This is a genomic window from Leptolyngbya sp. 7M (assembly GCF_018128485.1).
Map to the genome: position 1 here is coordinate 2,573,250 of NZ_CP070897.1, position 16,092 is coordinate 2,589,341.

Below are 16,092 nucleotides of genomic sequence, written 5' to 3' on the forward strand. Positions count from 1 at the left end.
AGTTGTCAAAGAATCTATATCCCAGGGCTAAAGCACCTGGGCTTTACGCTCAACCTTGTAACGATCGGTTAACGGGTGGTCGAGGCAAAGACGTGCTGAGGGGAGGCGCAGATGCCGACATCTTTGTGATCAACTCGTTCAGAGGCGCAGATAAGATTCTGGACTATAAAGACGGCACAGATAAGTTCTCATTGGATGGCGTTCGGTTTGGCAGTCTCAGCTTTACTCAACGGAACAACAATGTCTTAATTAGCCAGGGTAACAAAGTCCTGGTTGAACTCATTTAACTATGCTCACCTACTTAGACGAATTTAGAGATTAAACTTTTTCCACTTTTCAGTTACGCGCCAGTTTGGAGGTGCTTGCTCATGCCTAAGTTGCGAATCCTGAAGCCAATCCTGAAGCCGTTAAGCTGTGCCTTAACGATCGCCCTAGTCACAACGACGATGCCGCCCGTGGCTGCCCAAACTAATTCCTACCATATCAACTGCCAAACGATGATTTCTCTAAGCCAGGGAGCCAGGTTAACCTACCGAATTTCAGGTAGCCTGCCAGAGACCACTGCGGCGGAAACACCTCAAAACCCGATTGGAACATCTATGACGCTAACGGTACAGTGGCGAGATCAGAATGGTCGTGTTCAAACGTTGCTCAATGGGTCTTTGCTGAGGAATTACGAGCAGTTGGCTCCCGATGCTGACTATTCTCAATTACCCTTTGAAGGAACGTTTCGCGGTCAGCCCAACAATGGCGATCGCCTATACGGAACACCCGCTTCAGTACATGGACTCTACGTCAGTTTGCGTTCCACTAGCAGACAGGCCCAGCAGATGCAGATTGTCCACTACGTGCGCCCTAATGAGTACGTGCGCTCAACGATAGGCACTTGCCAGACTGAGAATGACGATCTCGATGCAGCGATTGACGAGCAGTTGGCAGTGTTACAAGAACAACTTCAAGCTGGAGACTGGGCTGCTGCCGATCGAGAAACCCGGCGATTGCTTGCCCCAGAGTCGGCCTTACTGCCACCGTTTGATCCAGCATTGGTGCAGCCAGAGCTGATTCGTGCCGTTGATCAGATGTGGCTAACGGCCAGCAACAGACGATTTGGACTCAGTGTTCAGTTGCGTTTTTGGCAAGAAGCACTGGCCGCTCACCCTAATAATAGGGAAGCAGCTGTCAATGTCTTTCGCGATCGCGTAGGTTGGAAACTCGCTTCTCCCCGCACTGGGGTCGACTTCATCAGCAGTGACTGGCTGAATGAATCAGAGCTGACCTACTCCTTACAGGCCCCAGAGGGACATTTGCCCTGGGCTGGTGTGTCGGATGAGGTGGTGCGATCGGTTGCTGTTCCACCGCCAGAGGTTCATTGTGGCAGTTGCACTGTCGATGCCATGCAGCTACGAAACGAACGCTTCTATACCTACATTCCTCAATTGATGGAACGGGTGGAGTCGTCCTTAAGCTTACCAACATACTAAACTTCAAGATCGTTCCAGATGCTGCGCCAGAGGATAACTGTTGAGCAGCAGATCGGGTTACTCAAGTTTTTGACTGCATGATAGCGGACGGAAGAAAGCTTCGTGCGATCGCAGTTTTTGTTTCAGATTCAACGGCTAACGATATGATACGTGAAGAAGTGATAGCAAAGGTTGCGCGAGCAGCATGGGATGCATGGAGCAAATAGGCACAGAACAGTACTTTAATCTGTTTCGGGTTGAATTCCCCGCCCCTTGGGGCGTTCGTATTTGATCACGTGAACCTGAATACCCCACTGCAAGCAGCGAGGTGAGTTTATTTCGTCTGGCATCGTCTCGGTCAATGCTTATGCCCTAGTAAACGGGCTGACTTATCCATTGTTGTTCAAAGTCTTTAAGCCTCGTCATCGACTGGCATGGCTACCAGCAAGGACTATCGCATCGTCAAAGCGAGCAACGCTGGATTCGCGAAATCCTCTTCGGCAAATCTCGTAAGGTGCGGTTGTTCCAAATTACCAAAGGGGAAATTCCAGACCCTTATGGCAGTAGTTGGTATATCATGAGCAACCTCAGAGGTAAGGTGCAGCGAGAACTAGCTGGTCTATACAGTCTACGAAATTGGGTTGAGTATGGTTTCAAGCAAGTCAAAAATGAGTTAGGGTGGGCAGATTTCCGCCTGGAAGAGTGCGCTCAACAACTTACGTTTGGTCATCCAGCCTTACATCTTCTATTGTTTGCTTGTCCCTTGGTTAGAGGCATTTTCGATTCCAGGATTGAAGCGTGGTTTCTTCCGATTAAGGATACACGTGAATTGTTTTCGAGGTTCTCCAAAGCTTTCTCAGACCATTGCAGCCTAATAATCAAGGAAATTTTTCTACTGCTAGATTAACAAAAGAAGGATTAGCTGTGTTTTCCATCCCTGCGTTAGAAGCTGGATTTGAGCAACTGACGCACAAGATGAATCAGTTTGTTTGTCCACTGGTACATCGGTTGAATCGACCACTCATTTTCTCATCTGCTTAGAGTGATAAAAGAGGGTTATGCTGGGTGTTCAGCCTACAGAATTAATGCAAAAGTTGCTGCTTACCGTTGAACAAGCATTTACGCTCACAGGTCGTGGTGTCATTGTTGCACCTGAAATTCCTGTTGACCAGGCTCCAGCAACACTACCAAGCTCAGTGACGCTCAAACGACCTGATGGTACAACTGTCACTACCAAGGCTGCTTTTCATATTGCACATATTCAAACTCGATCCGTTGAACACACTTTAGAAATCCTCAGAAACCCATGTTACACCTGCCTATTAAAGGATATTGATGAAGCTGCTGTTCCGGTTGGAACAGAAATATGGATTGACATAATATAAAACGCTAAGAGTACAAGGAATAGCTCTCAACAGACAAAGCGTTATGTTTCAAGCAACCGAACATTTTCACATTGTCAGAAACAGCGAGATTTTGAGCTAATTGATCCACGAGTTCGGTAAGCATGAAATTAGATTTGCTTGATGAGTACTTATGCTTGCTGAAAATCTAATTGCTCAGGAGCTGGCTCCGCACACATCTCTCGTACTTGTGGATGGGGGCGATGGACTTGAACCGGGAAGTTCCAGAGGCAATCTTTTGTACTTCATTAGCCTGGAAAAGGCTGTAAATCCTCAATTTACTTTTCAATAGCTGTCGTTCCTTTTTCTGAGAGCCTGCTGCGGAAAGACCGCGTCTAGAGTAACCTTGGTGCAGTTGATTCGCTGTTTCCGTGCGGCAAGCAGAATGAGGGGTGATTTCATCAAGTCAGGAGTGCTGAATTAACGATACGAGGAAGTAATATGTATAAAATCAAACTCAAATTCTAATTGCTTCTAATTGTTTTGCACACAAATGCGATTGTTTGATGGTTTTTTAAAACTTCAATGTATTTCTTTTTACAGCTTAACTGGGCACGTAAAGCGATAATTATTTTATGTATCAACTTTATCGGTTTACTGAGTGTCCGCCTTGTCCTGCTTCGCACTTTAGTGAAAATCATCTCATCTTTATGGTTTAAGGGTTGATCTTTAACGAATAGGGGATCATTTGGTTAACCCATCTGATAGGCTTATTTATAGATAGAAAAGTAACTGCTCAAAACTGACCGATCGAAAACCGATCGAGACTTCAATCCCGGCCACTGGGGATGCACTACTCAACGATGATTCAACCTATCCTTGCAACTTAATTCTGTCAATAACTGGGTGAATTAGGGGCGTCTTGGTAATCTATAAATTGTGGTTTGGTTTCTCCAATCTTTTCTACTTTGCTTGTTTCCTGCTTTGCTTACGATCTGTTTAGGCTAATTGCCTAGATAGTTTGGCCAACCCATTCTGCCCGGTAATGCTAAAAGTTGCTGATTCCCTGCTTAAAAAGATTCTAAATGCATTTCTCGTAGGGAACTTAAAGATAAACTTTAGGTCTTCTAATGTGTTGTAACTTTTCTTCAAGCATTCTCGCTTTGCTAGAGTTTGTTTGTCAAGAATAGTGAAGCAAAGTTCTTGATTTCATTCTTAACTCTAGGAAGCTTGATTCCTGCTTCTATCAACAGGGTGCACTACTGACTCACTATACTTGCTAGGCCACTACTGAATTTCAAAGCAGAGGTTAGCTTGATAGCAGTTTTCAAACGGGATCGAGTCGTGTGCATACGGAGTACTCAATGAATACAATTCCTAAGGTGACTTACAGACCTGTACAAAAATTGCATCCACTCAGTTTGTTAGCTCAATTTATTAGCCGTGCATCTGACGGTTGTTTGCAGATTACCAGTGGCGGCAGTTCCTGGTTTATCTATTTAGAACAAGGCAAGCTCGTTTATGCTTCCGATTTGCTGGATCCGTTTGGACGCTTGGATCGCCATCTGCGACGGATGAGTTTACAAGCCCCCAGTTTGGTAAGCGCGGTACGAGTTCAGGTGCGTCTGATGTTTGAGACTCTCACGACTGAACAGCCTACCCCAAACAACGATTACCGTGCAATTTGTTGGTTGGTGGAACAGCAGCATCTCACCCCTGAGCAAGCCGCCGCTCTGATTGAAACCATGGCCCGCGAAGTGATTGAAGCATTTTTGCCAGTCCAGTCGGGCAGTTACGAATTTGTGGAAGAGGATCTGTTAGCCGAATTTCCCAAGTTTTGCCAACTCGATCTGCGGGCGCTAGTAGAGGAGTGTCAATCCCAGATTCGGCGGCGGCAAGCTTCGGTGGCTATTCCGATTTCAGAGCGACCTCTATCCGACCGTCTGAATCTGACAGCCAATATGGCGGCAAACATGACACCATTGCCTAAGCCATTTCAGCAGCCAGCGGAAACAAACTCCATCGAGTTGCCTGCTGCCCCGGCTCCAACGAATCAGGCTCCATCTCCGCAACCATCCCACTCCGTTTCAACATCTCACGCTAAAACCTACACGATTGCTTGCATTGATGATAGCCCCACAGTTCTACAAGCCATTAACTCCTTTTTAGATGACAAGAGCTTTTCGGTGGTGTTGATTAGCGATCCGGTCAAGGCATTGATGCAAATTATCCGCAGCAAGCCCGATTTGATTCTGCTGGATGTGACCATGCCCAACCTGGATGGCTATGAATTGTGCTCCCTTCTGCGTAAACATCCCAGCTTTAGAGGTACGCCAATCATCATGGTCACTGGCAATACGGGCTTTATCGATCGAGCCAAGGCTAGGTTGGTTGGGGCTTCAGGTTATCTCACCAAGCCGTTCACTCAGTCTGATTTGATCAAGATGGTCTTTAAGCACTTGAGTTAGGTTGCTGGTTTGAGTCTACTTTCACGTTGTCGCCTACTATTAGCAGAACGAAGCTAGACCAGAAATGTTAGCACAATGGCGCTAATGGAACACCAATTGCGGTGACTATAAAGGTGACTACAAAATCAATGTGTTCATTTACCAAGTGCGAAAAGGACAATAGAGATTCATGGGAACTGTTCTGATTGTTGAAGACACACCTTCGGAAATGGAACTGATGAGCTACTATCTGCGTGAGGGTGGATATGTAGTGATTAGCGCTGGAACAGGAAAAGAGGCAATCAATAAAGCAATTGCCCAAAAACCAGATGTGATTTTGACCGATGTGGTTATGCCTGGGATGAGTGGCTTTGAGCTGTGTCGTAGCTTAAAAAAACATCCTGAGACTGAAAACGTTCCCATTGTGATTTGTACTTCTAAGAATCTAGAGATTGATCGGCTTTGGGGCATGAAGCAAGGAGCAGATGCCTACATCACAAACCCTTTCACTCGCGAACAGTTGATCCGTGTCGTGAAATCGGTGGCTGGCTAGAGAACAGGTTAGAGAAATCAGGCTCAAAATTAGGCTCAAAATTAGGCTCAAAATTAGGCTCAAAATCAAGCTCAAAATTAGGCTAGTAGGCAGCATATGGATGCAGCAATTGCTTTACCCGATCGATTGACTAAACCTATTGGAGACGCCTACCTAAAGTTTCACTTAAATGGGCAAACTCCGGCTGTGTTCCCGATGCGCTCAGTGCAAGAGGCAGTTGTGTTGCCAACTCGCCGCTTATCGCCGATGCCCAATATGCCCCCGGCCATGATGGGGCTGATGAATCGCCGCAGCCGGGTACTTTGGGTGGTGGATCTAGCTCAGTTGCTGGGAATATCTGCGCTTGATTTAAATGCCCAGCATTACACGCTGATCTTGATTCAAATTGGCGCTGTACCTCTGGCGCTGGCCGTACAGCAAGTAGACGGAATGATTCGACTAGCCACCGATGAGATTCAATCGCCGGTTGGGCAAGTGAGTGCGGCACTCGTGCCCTATTTGCGAGGCTGTGCCCTTCAGCAGCAGGAGCAAAAATCTGAAATTCTGCTGGTTTTAGATGCAGAGGCCGTCGTGCAAGCGCCGATTCTTCGTCATCCTTCAACTATTTAATTTTCATTTGCCTACGCAGTTCTATTTGATTCTGTTTTTCGCGCAGCAAGGATTCTCTCGATGACTATTCAACCTTCTCGCTCTGTATCTAGCCAATCTACCCCGCGCCAATTGCCACTGGACACACAGACTATCACAACCGACTCAATCTCTGATGCACCATTGCATTCTTCTAGTCAGGCTGTAGAACCAACAGAAAATGCAGTGTTACCTGTGCGGAGTACTCATCCCGAACCGGGGCAAACTCCTCAACCTATCCTGTCGGCAAGTTCGTCCCCCCTGTTGCATTGGTTTCATAATCTGCCGATTCGGCGGAAGCAGTTGCTAGCCTTGTTTGCATCTGAAGCTATTTCAGTGGTGGGGCTAGTGGGCGTGGGTTCCTGGCTAATCGTCAATGCAGGACGGGCGCAGTTGGTCGATCAGTCCAGATCCGAGGTTGCAGTCAACGAAATCGCTTACAACGTCAAGATCAACCAAATGGGCTTTGGCTTCCGCGGCCAATCTGAAAATGCGGCTATTATTCAAGCTGCGAAGGAATATGCAGAGTCTCGCTCGGTTAATTCAACGCTACAAGCTCAGGTGAGAGAAATCCTCAACAATGAAGTGTCCGCTCGTAATATTGAATACGCCACGCTGGTCGGAACCGATCTACGCATTATTGCTAATGCCAACGCCAATCGAGCCGGACAAAAATTTGATCCGCAAGGGTTAGTTGGAACGGTCATGAACAACCCGCGCCAGATCAAAACTAGCGCCATTGTGAGCTGGGCAGAGCCTTTTTGTGGACGCGACCGAAAGCCACGAGTGTAGTGGAAACCCAGGTATTTGCGGCCTTTCAAGAGTATCTGAATGCCTATTTAGACTTGGTGGAGCAGGCCGAACCGGTGAGTGATCCGGTGCAGTTGCAGGCGATTGAGGCGGCGCAGTTGCGTTATTTACGCTATCGGGCTGAGAAAGATCCGGCGCGCGGTATGTTCACCCGCTTTTATGGCCCCGACTGGACCGAGGAATATATTCACGGGTTTTTGTTTGATTTAGAGCGGCAGTTGGTAAGGCGCTGAAGCGGTCAGAGGGTCGGCGGCGGTTAGGCGATCATGACAATCTGGGTCGGATCGAGGCTAGGTTTGGTGGTGAGGGTGGCCAGTGAGAAATTAATCGTAGCCCGCACGGTGTCGGTGCCTTCACCCGCATTCTCGATAATCCGGTCGGTGACGGCATCGAGGATGTAGATATCATTGTCGTTGCCGCCGCTCAGTTCATCGGTTCCTGTGCCGCCATCGAGCGTGTCGTTGCCGCTGCCACCTTCAAGGCGGTCGGTGCCGGCTGCGCCTGAGAGTGTGTTGTCTTGAGCGTTGCCGGTGATGCGATTGGCGAGGGCATTGCCGCTGCCGCTGATGGCAGTTCCGGTCAGGACGAGATGCTCAACCTGTGCCAATGGGCTGAGTGAGAAATTGAGACTGGCAAAGATGGAATCGATGCCTTCATTGGCGTCCTCGATAACGATATCACCAGTTTCCTCAACATAATAATTATCGTTGCCTGCACCACCCCTCAAAGTATCGTTGCCATTATTACCATTGAGAGTATCATCACCCGCACCGCCATTGAGCGCATCGTTCCCAGCGCCGCCGTTGAGGATATCATGGTCGTCGTTGCCTGAGAGTGTATCGTTTCCTAATCCACCTACTAGAACATCATGACCTGCTTCACCTATCAGTAAGTTATCAAACTCGTTTCCTATCAGTTGATTATCAAACTCATTTCCTGTTCCACTCAGAGCAGCACTTTTTCCTGCTTGAAGCACCAGGTTCTCAACACCTGGTAATAAATCGAGAGAGTAGCTAATAGAAGCGAAGACTTGGTCTGTTCCTTCTTCAATCGCCTCATTTACCTCGTCATCTAAATGATCTATATAGTAGATGTCATCTCTTGTTCCTCCACTTAGAGAATCAGCCTCTAATCCCCCAATCAAAGTATCATTTCCTTCTCCTCCAAGGATTGTGTCGTTTCCTATATCGCCGCTTAAAACGTCATCACCGGTACCTCCCTCTATATAGTCATCCCCCTCATTTCCATAAATCTCATCATTTCCGTCATCGCCGAATAAAAAGTCATTACTGCTTGTAGTAGTAGAAGTAGTTGTACCATTCTGTCCATAGAGGATGTCATTTTCAGACCCACCAAGAACTAAATCGTCGCCATCTCCACCATACAATTCATCATTTCCATTGTTGCCTTCAAGAGAATCATCCCCTGAATATCCATAAAGGCGATCATTTCCATTCGTGCCTCCAGATAGAGAATCATCATCAGTTGCTCCGTGTAAATCGTCGTCAGCGTCGGTACCAAAAAGATAGATTCCTTCAGCCATAGATGAATCAGTAGTTATCAATTAGCAAAAGACTGGATGTTTAATTTAGAGCAGCAATCTCTACAGATGATTGCTAAAGAGACGTTGCTCGATGAGGAAGAAACGTTGTAAATCCTTGTAGCTCTAGCTCCAGAACTTGTAGAACTTACAGAACATAAGCCTAGGACGGCAAAGTTGTAGTCATCTGCAAATACTAGATAAATAACAATTTAAACTTGAAAAGATTTGGATGAAAACTACATTCGGTGAATGGATGAATAACTCATTGAAACATGTGTATTTTATGAAATCCTATTGAATTAGTAAAATATGCTGTTGTTCAGTAATGTTCAGTGATATCGGCTTAAATTTAAAGTAAAAGTAATCAACAGAATTTCAGTTCTTGGATTTGGAACCCTGTTGTATTTGCAGAATCGACTTGTTAAAATTTTGTTAAGGTGATAAGAGCTGAATAGAAACTTGGTGATTAAAAGGTGAAAAAATACGTAGATTTTCTGGGCCAATAAACAAGTTTTTCACTTACAAATTTTCAATAGGAGTAAACTCAACCAATGACATTGAACGGAACCAATCAAGCCAATTTTGTGGATGTCAACGGCATTCATTTTGAAACCGTAGTGCCGCAGCGAAACATAACGCTGCCAGCGAGGGGTTCCAAGACGCAGGTGCGATTTGACTTTGGCATTCGCATTACTAACCATACCCCTGAGATGCAGCGGTTTCTATTATTCTTTATCCGTCCCCAATTTCTGTACGCGGATGGAACTCCAGTGTGGGCACCGATGGGCGCCAACTATAATCAGGTTTGTGTGCCTAGCTTGCTAGATTTCCAGGCATTAGAGCCTGGACAGCATCTCATCGTCTCCATGCATGGCAGTTTTCATCGCCGCCGCAATCAGGTGTGGTTTTACTTCTTGGCTAAGGATGGTGGTAGTCGAGATTGGGGCAGTTTTGATTCAGGTGAATACTTGATTCAAGTGCTATATGAAAATCGCTATGCTACTTGGGAGGGTGTTGTATTCTCAAACGAGCATGGTGAATTTGCGCCTAGTGAAAAGTGTCCAGACTCGCTGCGTTCCAGGGTGGATTTTATGAGCATTGAGAATGTGTGGGTGGGTGAAGTGGCGACTCCACTGGTTGAATTCAATCTCAATTGAGCTGAACTGAAATTCACGTAAGTTGATGATTTGTTTAAACAATAGTCCGGACAGTTTTTTGGACGGTTCCACAAGGCTTTCAGGGCTTACCTTGCCGGGATTGAGCTATTTTTTCAAAGTTAGCTTTACTCCTGACTTTGAAAATAAAACTCCATCCACGATGGAATCAGGGTTTGAGCCTCGAAATCTGCTCAAAATCTATCCGGAGTATTGTTTAACGTGTGAAGTTATGCAATCGTTACCTCGAAACCTATGGTTTGAGCCAACCAATACCTGTAATGCTAAATGCCCACTTTGTCCCACTGGATCTGGACCGTTATCTCGTTCTCCGGCATGTCTTGATATTGGGTTCTATAAACGAGTGATTGATGAGGTTCAACCTAGAACGGTTCATTTTTGGAATTATGGCGAACCGTTTCTACATCCTCATATCTTTGAAATGTTTCGCTATGCCGCTGATTGCGGGGCCGTGACCTATGCCAGTACCAATGGGTTTGTTTTTTATAAACTCGATCCGGCCTTGCGCGCCATTCTAGCCGTCAGCCAACCCGGTCAACTCTGGATGCCACAGCGGCTTGGCCCGTTTGTTGTGATTGTGCGCTGAGACCCATGCCTTCCAGCTCGACTGAATGCGGCGTGCGGCAACGCTGGCTCGATGACCAATTTGATGCCTGGGTGCAGACCTAACTGCGCGACCTGATCAGCAAAGCAGCCATCCACCTGATTTGAACGATGGCACATTTGTCAAAATTCGTAACAAACAATTGATCCAACTACATAGTATAAAAAAGAAGGTGGAAGGCACCCAATGCCAGGATTCATTTGCGTGAACCGGCGTTGAGTGGCCAATCCAGTCCTCATAAGAAACCGAATGCGGCTCCCCTGTTTTTCAGAAAACCTGGCTTGTTGCAATGATTTGTAACAAACTGGGCTGAAAAATGAGGTTGTGAGACGCAGGCTGATGGGGAAACGTGTTCGTGCGTAGAGGCCCCTCAGTAGTACTCATCAGGTTAGAACCCAACCGTAACTGAGCTTGATTCAGTTTTCAATTGGACCTCACTCAACCAAACAGATAGGAGATTGAGTTTATGTTAGATGCGTTTGCTAAGGTTGTTTCCCAGGCTGATGCACGGGGTGAATACCTCAGTTCTTCTCAATTAGATGCCCTCAGCGCGATGGTTGCCGATGGTAACAAGCGGATGGACATCGTGAACCGCATCACCAGCAATGCCTCCACGATTGTGGCGAATGCGGCGCGCAGCCTGTTTGATGAGCAGCCTCAGCTGATTGCTCCGGGTGGCAATGCCTACACCAACCGGCGGATGGCGGCGTGTCACCAGCTCATCCCTTAATATTGACGCTGAAGGACCTGAAGCAAGCTGGGGCAACCATCAACACAATTACGCTAACACCGCTGACAATTCAGGATACCAATCGCTTAGTTGCAGATACACTTCATTGTTCCACAGAGCGTGCCCAGCCCTTAACCGAATTGATTGATCGCAAAACCCAAGGTAATCCTTTTTTTACAACCCAGTTTCTTAAGGCGTTATATGAAGAAGGACACATTACCTTTAATCGCGAGCAACGCTACTGGGAATGCGATATGACCCAGGTGAATGCGCTATCCCTCACCGACGACGTGGTGGAGTTTATGGCGCAGCGCTTGCAGAAATTGGCCCCCGAAACTCAACAAGTTCTGCAATTAGCGGCTTGTATTGGCAATCAGTTCGACTTAGCGACGCTAGCCATTGTCTCAGAACAGTCGCCAACCCAGATTGTTGCCCTATTGTGGGAAGCATTGCAGGACGGCTTGATTGTGCCAACCAGTCAGCTCTACAAGTTTTTTCAGGCGGAAGATCCGGATCTGGCTAACCCCCAGAGTTCGATCAATCCCACCTATCGGTTTTTGCACGACCGCGTTCAGCAGGCGGCCTATTCCCTGATTCCAGAACCACAAAAGCAGACCACTCATCTCAGAATTGGCCAGCGATTGCTGCGTGATACGCCTGAAGCCAAACGAGAGGAGCGGGTATTTGTAATTGTCAATCAGCTCAACATTGGGCGTGACTTGATTGACCAACCCAATGAACGTACCAACTTAGCTCGATTGAACCTCATGGCAGGTCGAAAAGCGAAGATTTCTACGGCCTATCATGCGGCATTCACCTATTTGTCGGTTGGGATTGATTTACTGGCACCGGATCAATGGCAAACCGAGTATCCACTGCTGTTAGCCCTGCATCAGTTAGCAACAGAAGTTGCCTTTCTCAAAACAGAGTTTACCCAGATGGAACAATGGGCAGCAACGGTGCTGCAACAGGCAAAAACGCTGCTAGAAACCATCAAAATTCGTGAAATTCAAATCCAGTTCTATCAGGCCAATCACCAATTAGAGCAGGCGGTTTGGCTAGCACTAGAGGTGCTGCAACAATTGGGCGTAACGCTTCCTAAACAACCCGACGCAGCAGCGATTCAATCGGCTTCAGCAGCGCTCCAGGCACGTTTGGCAGGCCAATCGATCGAGGGTTTGATCGATCTGCCGCAGATGACCAAGCCAGAAATTCTCGCAGCGATGCGTCTGCTCTCCTGCATGAGTTCATCGGCCTACATTGCGGTTCCCCAACTCTTTCCCCTGATCATTCTCAAAGCAATTGAATTGTCGATTACCTACGGAAATGCACCAGCCTCTGCTCTAGCCTATGCCGACTATGGCGTTACCCTCTGTGGGGTGGTGGGCGATATTGCCACAGGGTATGAATTCGGTAATTTAGCGCTGCAACTTTTGCAGAAAAGCTCTGATCCGACCTATAAAGCGAGTACCCTGACCGTCGTGAATGGCAGCATTCGCCATTGGCAAGACCCGCTAGCCGCAACCCTGACTCCGTTGATCGAGGCTTATACCAGCGGCTTGGAAACCGGAGATGTGGAATTTGCCGCCTTAGCCGCCCACATGTATTGCTATCACGCCTATCTGGTTGGGCGGGAATTGCCAGAGGTGGCCCAGGATTTGCAGACCTACAGCGAGGCGATTGCTCACCTGCAACAAAAAACCATTCTTTACTTTAATCAGATCTACTGGCAAACGGTGCTCAACCTGATGGGGCAAGCCGAGAATCCCTGCTGCTTAGTGGGTAGCGCTTACGATGAACATCAGATGCTGCCACTGCATCTCCAGGGAAACAATCACACTCTGTTGTTCTATTTCTATTTCAACAAGGCGAATCTACTGTATTTGTTTCAGGACTATACCCAAGCGATTGCCCAGATAGCCCGCGCTCGGCAGTCTCTGCATGGTGTAACCTCAAGGCCGCTGGTGCCGCTGTTTTATGTCTACGAGTCACTGATTTTATTAGCCGACTATGCGGAACAACCGGAGATAGACCAACAGCAACGGTTGGCCCAAGTCGTTGCTAACCAGGAACAAATCCAGCGTCACGCCCAGTATGCTCCGGTCAATTATTTGCACAAGCTACATCTGGTCAAGGCAGAACAGGCCAGAGTTTTGGGTCATAGGGCAGCAGCGATTGACCTCTATGATTGCGCCATTGCCGCTGCTAAAGCAAATGGCTACCTGCAAGAGGAAGCGCTAGCCAACGAACTGGCAGCCAAATTCTATCTGGACTGGGGTAAAGTTGGCCTTGCGGCTGACTATATGCAAGCGGCCTACTATGGCTATGCCCGCTGGGGTGCCAAAGCCAAAATTCAAGACCTGGAGCACCGCCATCCCCATCTGCTCGCGCCGATTTTGCAGCAGCAGCGCATGCCGCTATCAGCCACTGAAACCATGTTTGCCGCAGAAACGCTGTCTCGCCTGACGCTTGCCGGGACTCAATCTGCGTCCTCTGGCGGTATCAGTGATTCCGATAGCCTCGACTTGGCAAGCGTTCTGAAAGCCTCGCAAACCCTCTCTAGCGAAATTGAACTCGCTCAACTGCTGACCACATTGCTGCACACTGCTCTGGAAAACGCTGGAGCTGACAAAGGAGCCTTGATATTGCCACGGGAAGACCAATGGTACGTAGAAGCCGTCGCTAGCCTCAATCATTCAGCCCAAGTGCAATCCACTCTCCTACCGGACAGCCACGAGGTTCCTCAGTCCCTGATCAACAGCGTAAAGCGGAGCCTCAAGCCCGTTATCGTCATCGATGCGGTTATCCATCCCACCCTGGCAACCGATGCCTATGTCGTGCGGCAGCAGCCCAAAAGTATGCTTTGTACGCCAATTTTGCAGCGGGGCGAACTAGTTGCGATTTTGTATCTAGAGAACCAGGCTACGGTTGGAGCCTTTACCAACAATCGGGTGGAAGTGCTGAATGTCCTCTGTGCCCAAGCTGCCATCTCCCTCGAAAATGCTAGGCTCTATTCTCGGGTCCAAGACAGCCAACGCCAGCTAGCGACCCTGTTAAGCAACCTACCCGGCATGGCCTACTCCTGTGCTAACGATGCCGACTGGACGATGAAATTTGTTAGTGAAGGATGCTTCACTCTCACAGGCTACCGGCCAGATGAACTGATCCATAATCGCTGTATATCTTATGGGGCATTGATTTGTTCCGATTATGTAAAACTTGTGAATACAGCGGTGCAAACTGCTTTGGCGCAACGCTGCCCATTCCAGATCACCTACCAGATACGCACTAAGACAGGATCAGAGAAATGGGTATGGGAACAGGGATGTGGAGTCTTTGACGCCAATGGCAATTTCTTGAGTATTGAAGGGTTAGTTCTGGATATTAGCGATCGGAAAGCGGCTGAGGCTATCAGCCTACAAAAATCGCAAGCTCTAGAGCAGGCACTTCAGGATTTGCAAAGCACTCAGCTTCAGCTAGTGCAAAACGAAAAGATGGCCTCGCTGGGAAACTTAGTTGCTGGGGTGGCTCATGAGATTAACAATCCGGTTGGCTTCCTCAACGGCAGCATCAACAATGCCAAAGACTATGTACAAGATTTACTTTCCCATCTGCAACTGTATCAGCAGCACTATCCCCAAGCTGTAGCCTCCATTCAAGACCACGCCGAACAGATTGACCTGGACTTTTTGGCCGCAGATCTGCCCAAGCTTCTAGATTCCATGCAGGCAGCGATTGATCGGATTAAAACGATCAGCACCAGTCTGCGCACCTTTTCCCGTGCCGATACCGAACACAAAGTCGCAGCTAACTTGCATGAAGGGATCGATAGCGCTTTGCTGATTCTCAAATATCGCCTCAAAGCCAACGAGCAGCGCCCAGCGATTCAGATCATTCAAGATTATGGAGAGTTGCCGCTAATTGAATGCTTCCCTGGTCAACTGAATCAGGTATTCATGAACGTTATAGCAAACGCCATTGATATGTTTGATGAACTGGCGCAACAATCCTCGTTTGCCGAACTAGCAGCCAAACCCCAAGCCATCACGATCCAAACCGCGCTATCCTCTCGATGTAGGAGCGCGATGCATCGAGCGTGTTTGCATTCAATCGCTGACGCGCGCTTATCTCAAGCAGATCGGTCGTGAATAATCTTCCGATATCGATAACGGCTGAGGCATTGTCAGGCCCCCAAGCCGCTACCGGGAAAGACATCAGGATAGTGTCGTTGTTTGCGTTGCTTACTGCTTCAGCAATAGGAAGGTTCGGATCCGCAACGATGCTGTAATTCACATTTCGCAACAGCACGCGGTTATCTATCAATTCCCATCTGACGACTCTGCGTCCGAGTGCCTGGCCGCCATGCCCGACGCCAAGTGTGGTCCGAGCGATCTGTGAGACCCAGAGAAACTCTTTGCCAAATTCGGACTTAGGTATCTCGTAATAATATCGGTCCTTTATCTGGTGGACCGTAAAGATCCCTTTTTTCGTTTTTGCGTCTTTTGTTATCACCCTATCGTAAGGCTGCGGGTCTTGTGATCCTCCCGGCATTCCCGGACGCTGCGGAGTCCCGGCTGGATCAGGTGTGGGGTCCTGCGCAAACGACGCCGCGCCCATTGCGATCGAAAACGCGATGGCCATGAAAAGAACTATCGTCTTTCTCATTCTTTATCTCCTGATTATTTTTGCTTTAGATCGAGGGCCGAGATCTCGCGGTGAGAGTTCACTTGATCCGGTGTAATGTCGATTTGAGAACGATTATCATTCAGAAATCCCGAGTTGGCAATGGAAAATGCCCGA

Annotated in this window: 13 protein-coding genes and 1 pseudogene; 12 read left to right on the forward strand and 2 right to left on the reverse strand. The window is 47.9% G+C overall.

Translation table 11 applies throughout. The features are described 5' to 3' along the window. Positions 1–2: 2 nt before the first annotated feature. From JVX88_RS12445 to JVX88_RS12480, 8 genes are all read left to right on the forward strand, one after another. The gene (locus tag JVX88_RS12445; RefSeq protein ID WP_211627593.1) at positions 3–287 is read left to right on the forward strand and encodes a hypothetical protein; all 285 of its coding nucleotides are present in this window, start codon (positions 3–5) and stop codon (positions 285–287) included. A gap of 81 nt (positions 288–368) precedes the next feature. Next, the gene (locus JVX88_RS12450) at positions 369–1,481 is read left to right on the forward strand and encodes a GUN4 domain-containing protein (protein WP_211627594.1); all 1,113 of its coding nucleotides are present in this window, start codon (positions 369–371) and stop codon (positions 1,479–1,481) included. 1,037 nt (positions 1,482–2,518) lie between these two features. Continuing rightward, positions 2,519–2,845: a hypothetical protein gene (locus JVX88_RS12455; RefSeq protein ID WP_211627595.1), complete on the forward strand. Its 327-nt coding sequence runs from the start codon at positions 2,519–2,521 to the stop codon at positions 2,843–2,845. Positions 2,846–4,167: 1,322 nt separating this feature from the next. Then, positions 4,168–5,271 (forward strand): response regulator, encoded by a 1,104-nt coding sequence (locus tag JVX88_RS12460; RefSeq protein WP_211627596.1) that lies wholly within the window; start codon positions 4,168–4,170, stop codon positions 5,269–5,271. Positions 5,272–5,440: 169 nt separating this feature from the next. Beyond that, positions 5,441–5,803 (forward strand): response regulator transcription factor, encoded by a 363-nt coding sequence (locus JVX88_RS12465; protein ID WP_211627597.1) that lies wholly within the window; start codon positions 5,441–5,443, stop codon positions 5,801–5,803. Between the two features lie 96 nt (positions 5,804–5,899). Next, positions 5,900–6,412, forward strand: coding sequence for a chemotaxis protein CheW (locus JVX88_RS12470; RefSeq protein ID WP_036000632.1), 513 nt, complete (start codon positions 5,900–5,902; stop codon positions 6,410–6,412). A 60-nt stretch (positions 6,413–6,472) separates the two neighbouring features. Next, complete coding sequence (locus JVX88_RS12475) at positions 6,473–7,222, forward strand: hypothetical protein (RefSeq protein ID WP_211627598.1); 750 nt, start codon at positions 6,473–6,475, stop codon at positions 7,220–7,222. Further along, positions 7,222–7,473 carry a hypothetical protein gene (locus JVX88_RS12480; RefSeq protein ID WP_263975510.1) on the forward strand — a complete coding sequence of 84 codons (252 nt, stop codon included), beginning with the start codon at positions 7,222–7,224 and terminating at the stop codon, positions 7,471–7,473. Before JVX88_RS12475 ends, JVX88_RS12480 begins: the two co-directional genes overlap by 1 nt. A gap of 23 nt (positions 7,474–7,496) precedes the next feature. Here the strand turns inward: JVX88_RS12480 and JVX88_RS12485 are convergent, their stop codons facing one another. Continuing rightward, positions 7,497–8,783 carry a calcium-binding protein gene (locus JVX88_RS12485; protein ID WP_211627599.1) on the reverse strand — a complete coding sequence of 429 codons (1,287 nt, stop codon included), beginning with the start codon at positions 8,781–8,783 and terminating at the stop codon, positions 7,497–7,499. 551 nt (positions 8,784–9,334) lie between these two features. Between JVX88_RS12485 and JVX88_RS12490 the strand changes: the two genes are divergently transcribed. The 4 genes and pseudogenes from JVX88_RS12490 to JVX88_RS44050 all read left to right on the forward strand — a co-directional run bounded on the left by JVX88_RS12490 (position 9,335) and on the right by JVX88_RS44050 (position 15,440). Further along, positions 9,335–9,940: a hypothetical protein gene (locus JVX88_RS12490; protein ID WP_211627600.1), complete on the forward strand. Its 606-nt coding sequence runs from the start codon at positions 9,335–9,337 to the stop codon at positions 9,938–9,940. Between the two features lie 229 nt (positions 9,941–10,169). Then, on the forward strand, positions 10,170–10,544 hold the full coding sequence (locus JVX88_RS12495; protein WP_211627601.1) for a radical SAM protein: 375 nt from the start codon (positions 10,170–10,172) through the stop codon (positions 10,542–10,544). 484 nt (positions 10,545–11,028) lie between these two features. Then, positions 11,029–11,274: pseudogene (locus JVX88_RS12500) on the forward strand (phycocyanin subunit beta); the annotation flags it as partial. Beyond that, positions 11,271–15,440, forward strand: coding sequence for a GAF domain-containing protein (locus tag JVX88_RS44050; protein ID WP_211627602.1), 4,170 nt, complete (start codon positions 11,271–11,273; stop codon positions 15,438–15,440). The pseudogene JVX88_RS12500 and the gene JVX88_RS44050, both read left to right, overlap by 4 nt. On the opposite strand, the gene JVX88_RS12510 is transcribed toward JVX88_RS44050, so the two are convergent. Beyond that, positions 15,337–15,957 carry a DUF5118 domain-containing protein gene (locus tag JVX88_RS12510; protein ID WP_211627603.1) on the reverse strand — a complete coding sequence of 207 codons (621 nt, stop codon included), beginning with the start codon at positions 15,955–15,957 and terminating at the stop codon, positions 15,337–15,339. The genes JVX88_RS44050 and JVX88_RS12510 overlap by 104 nt on opposite strands. Positions 15,958–16,092: the final 135 nt, after the last annotated feature.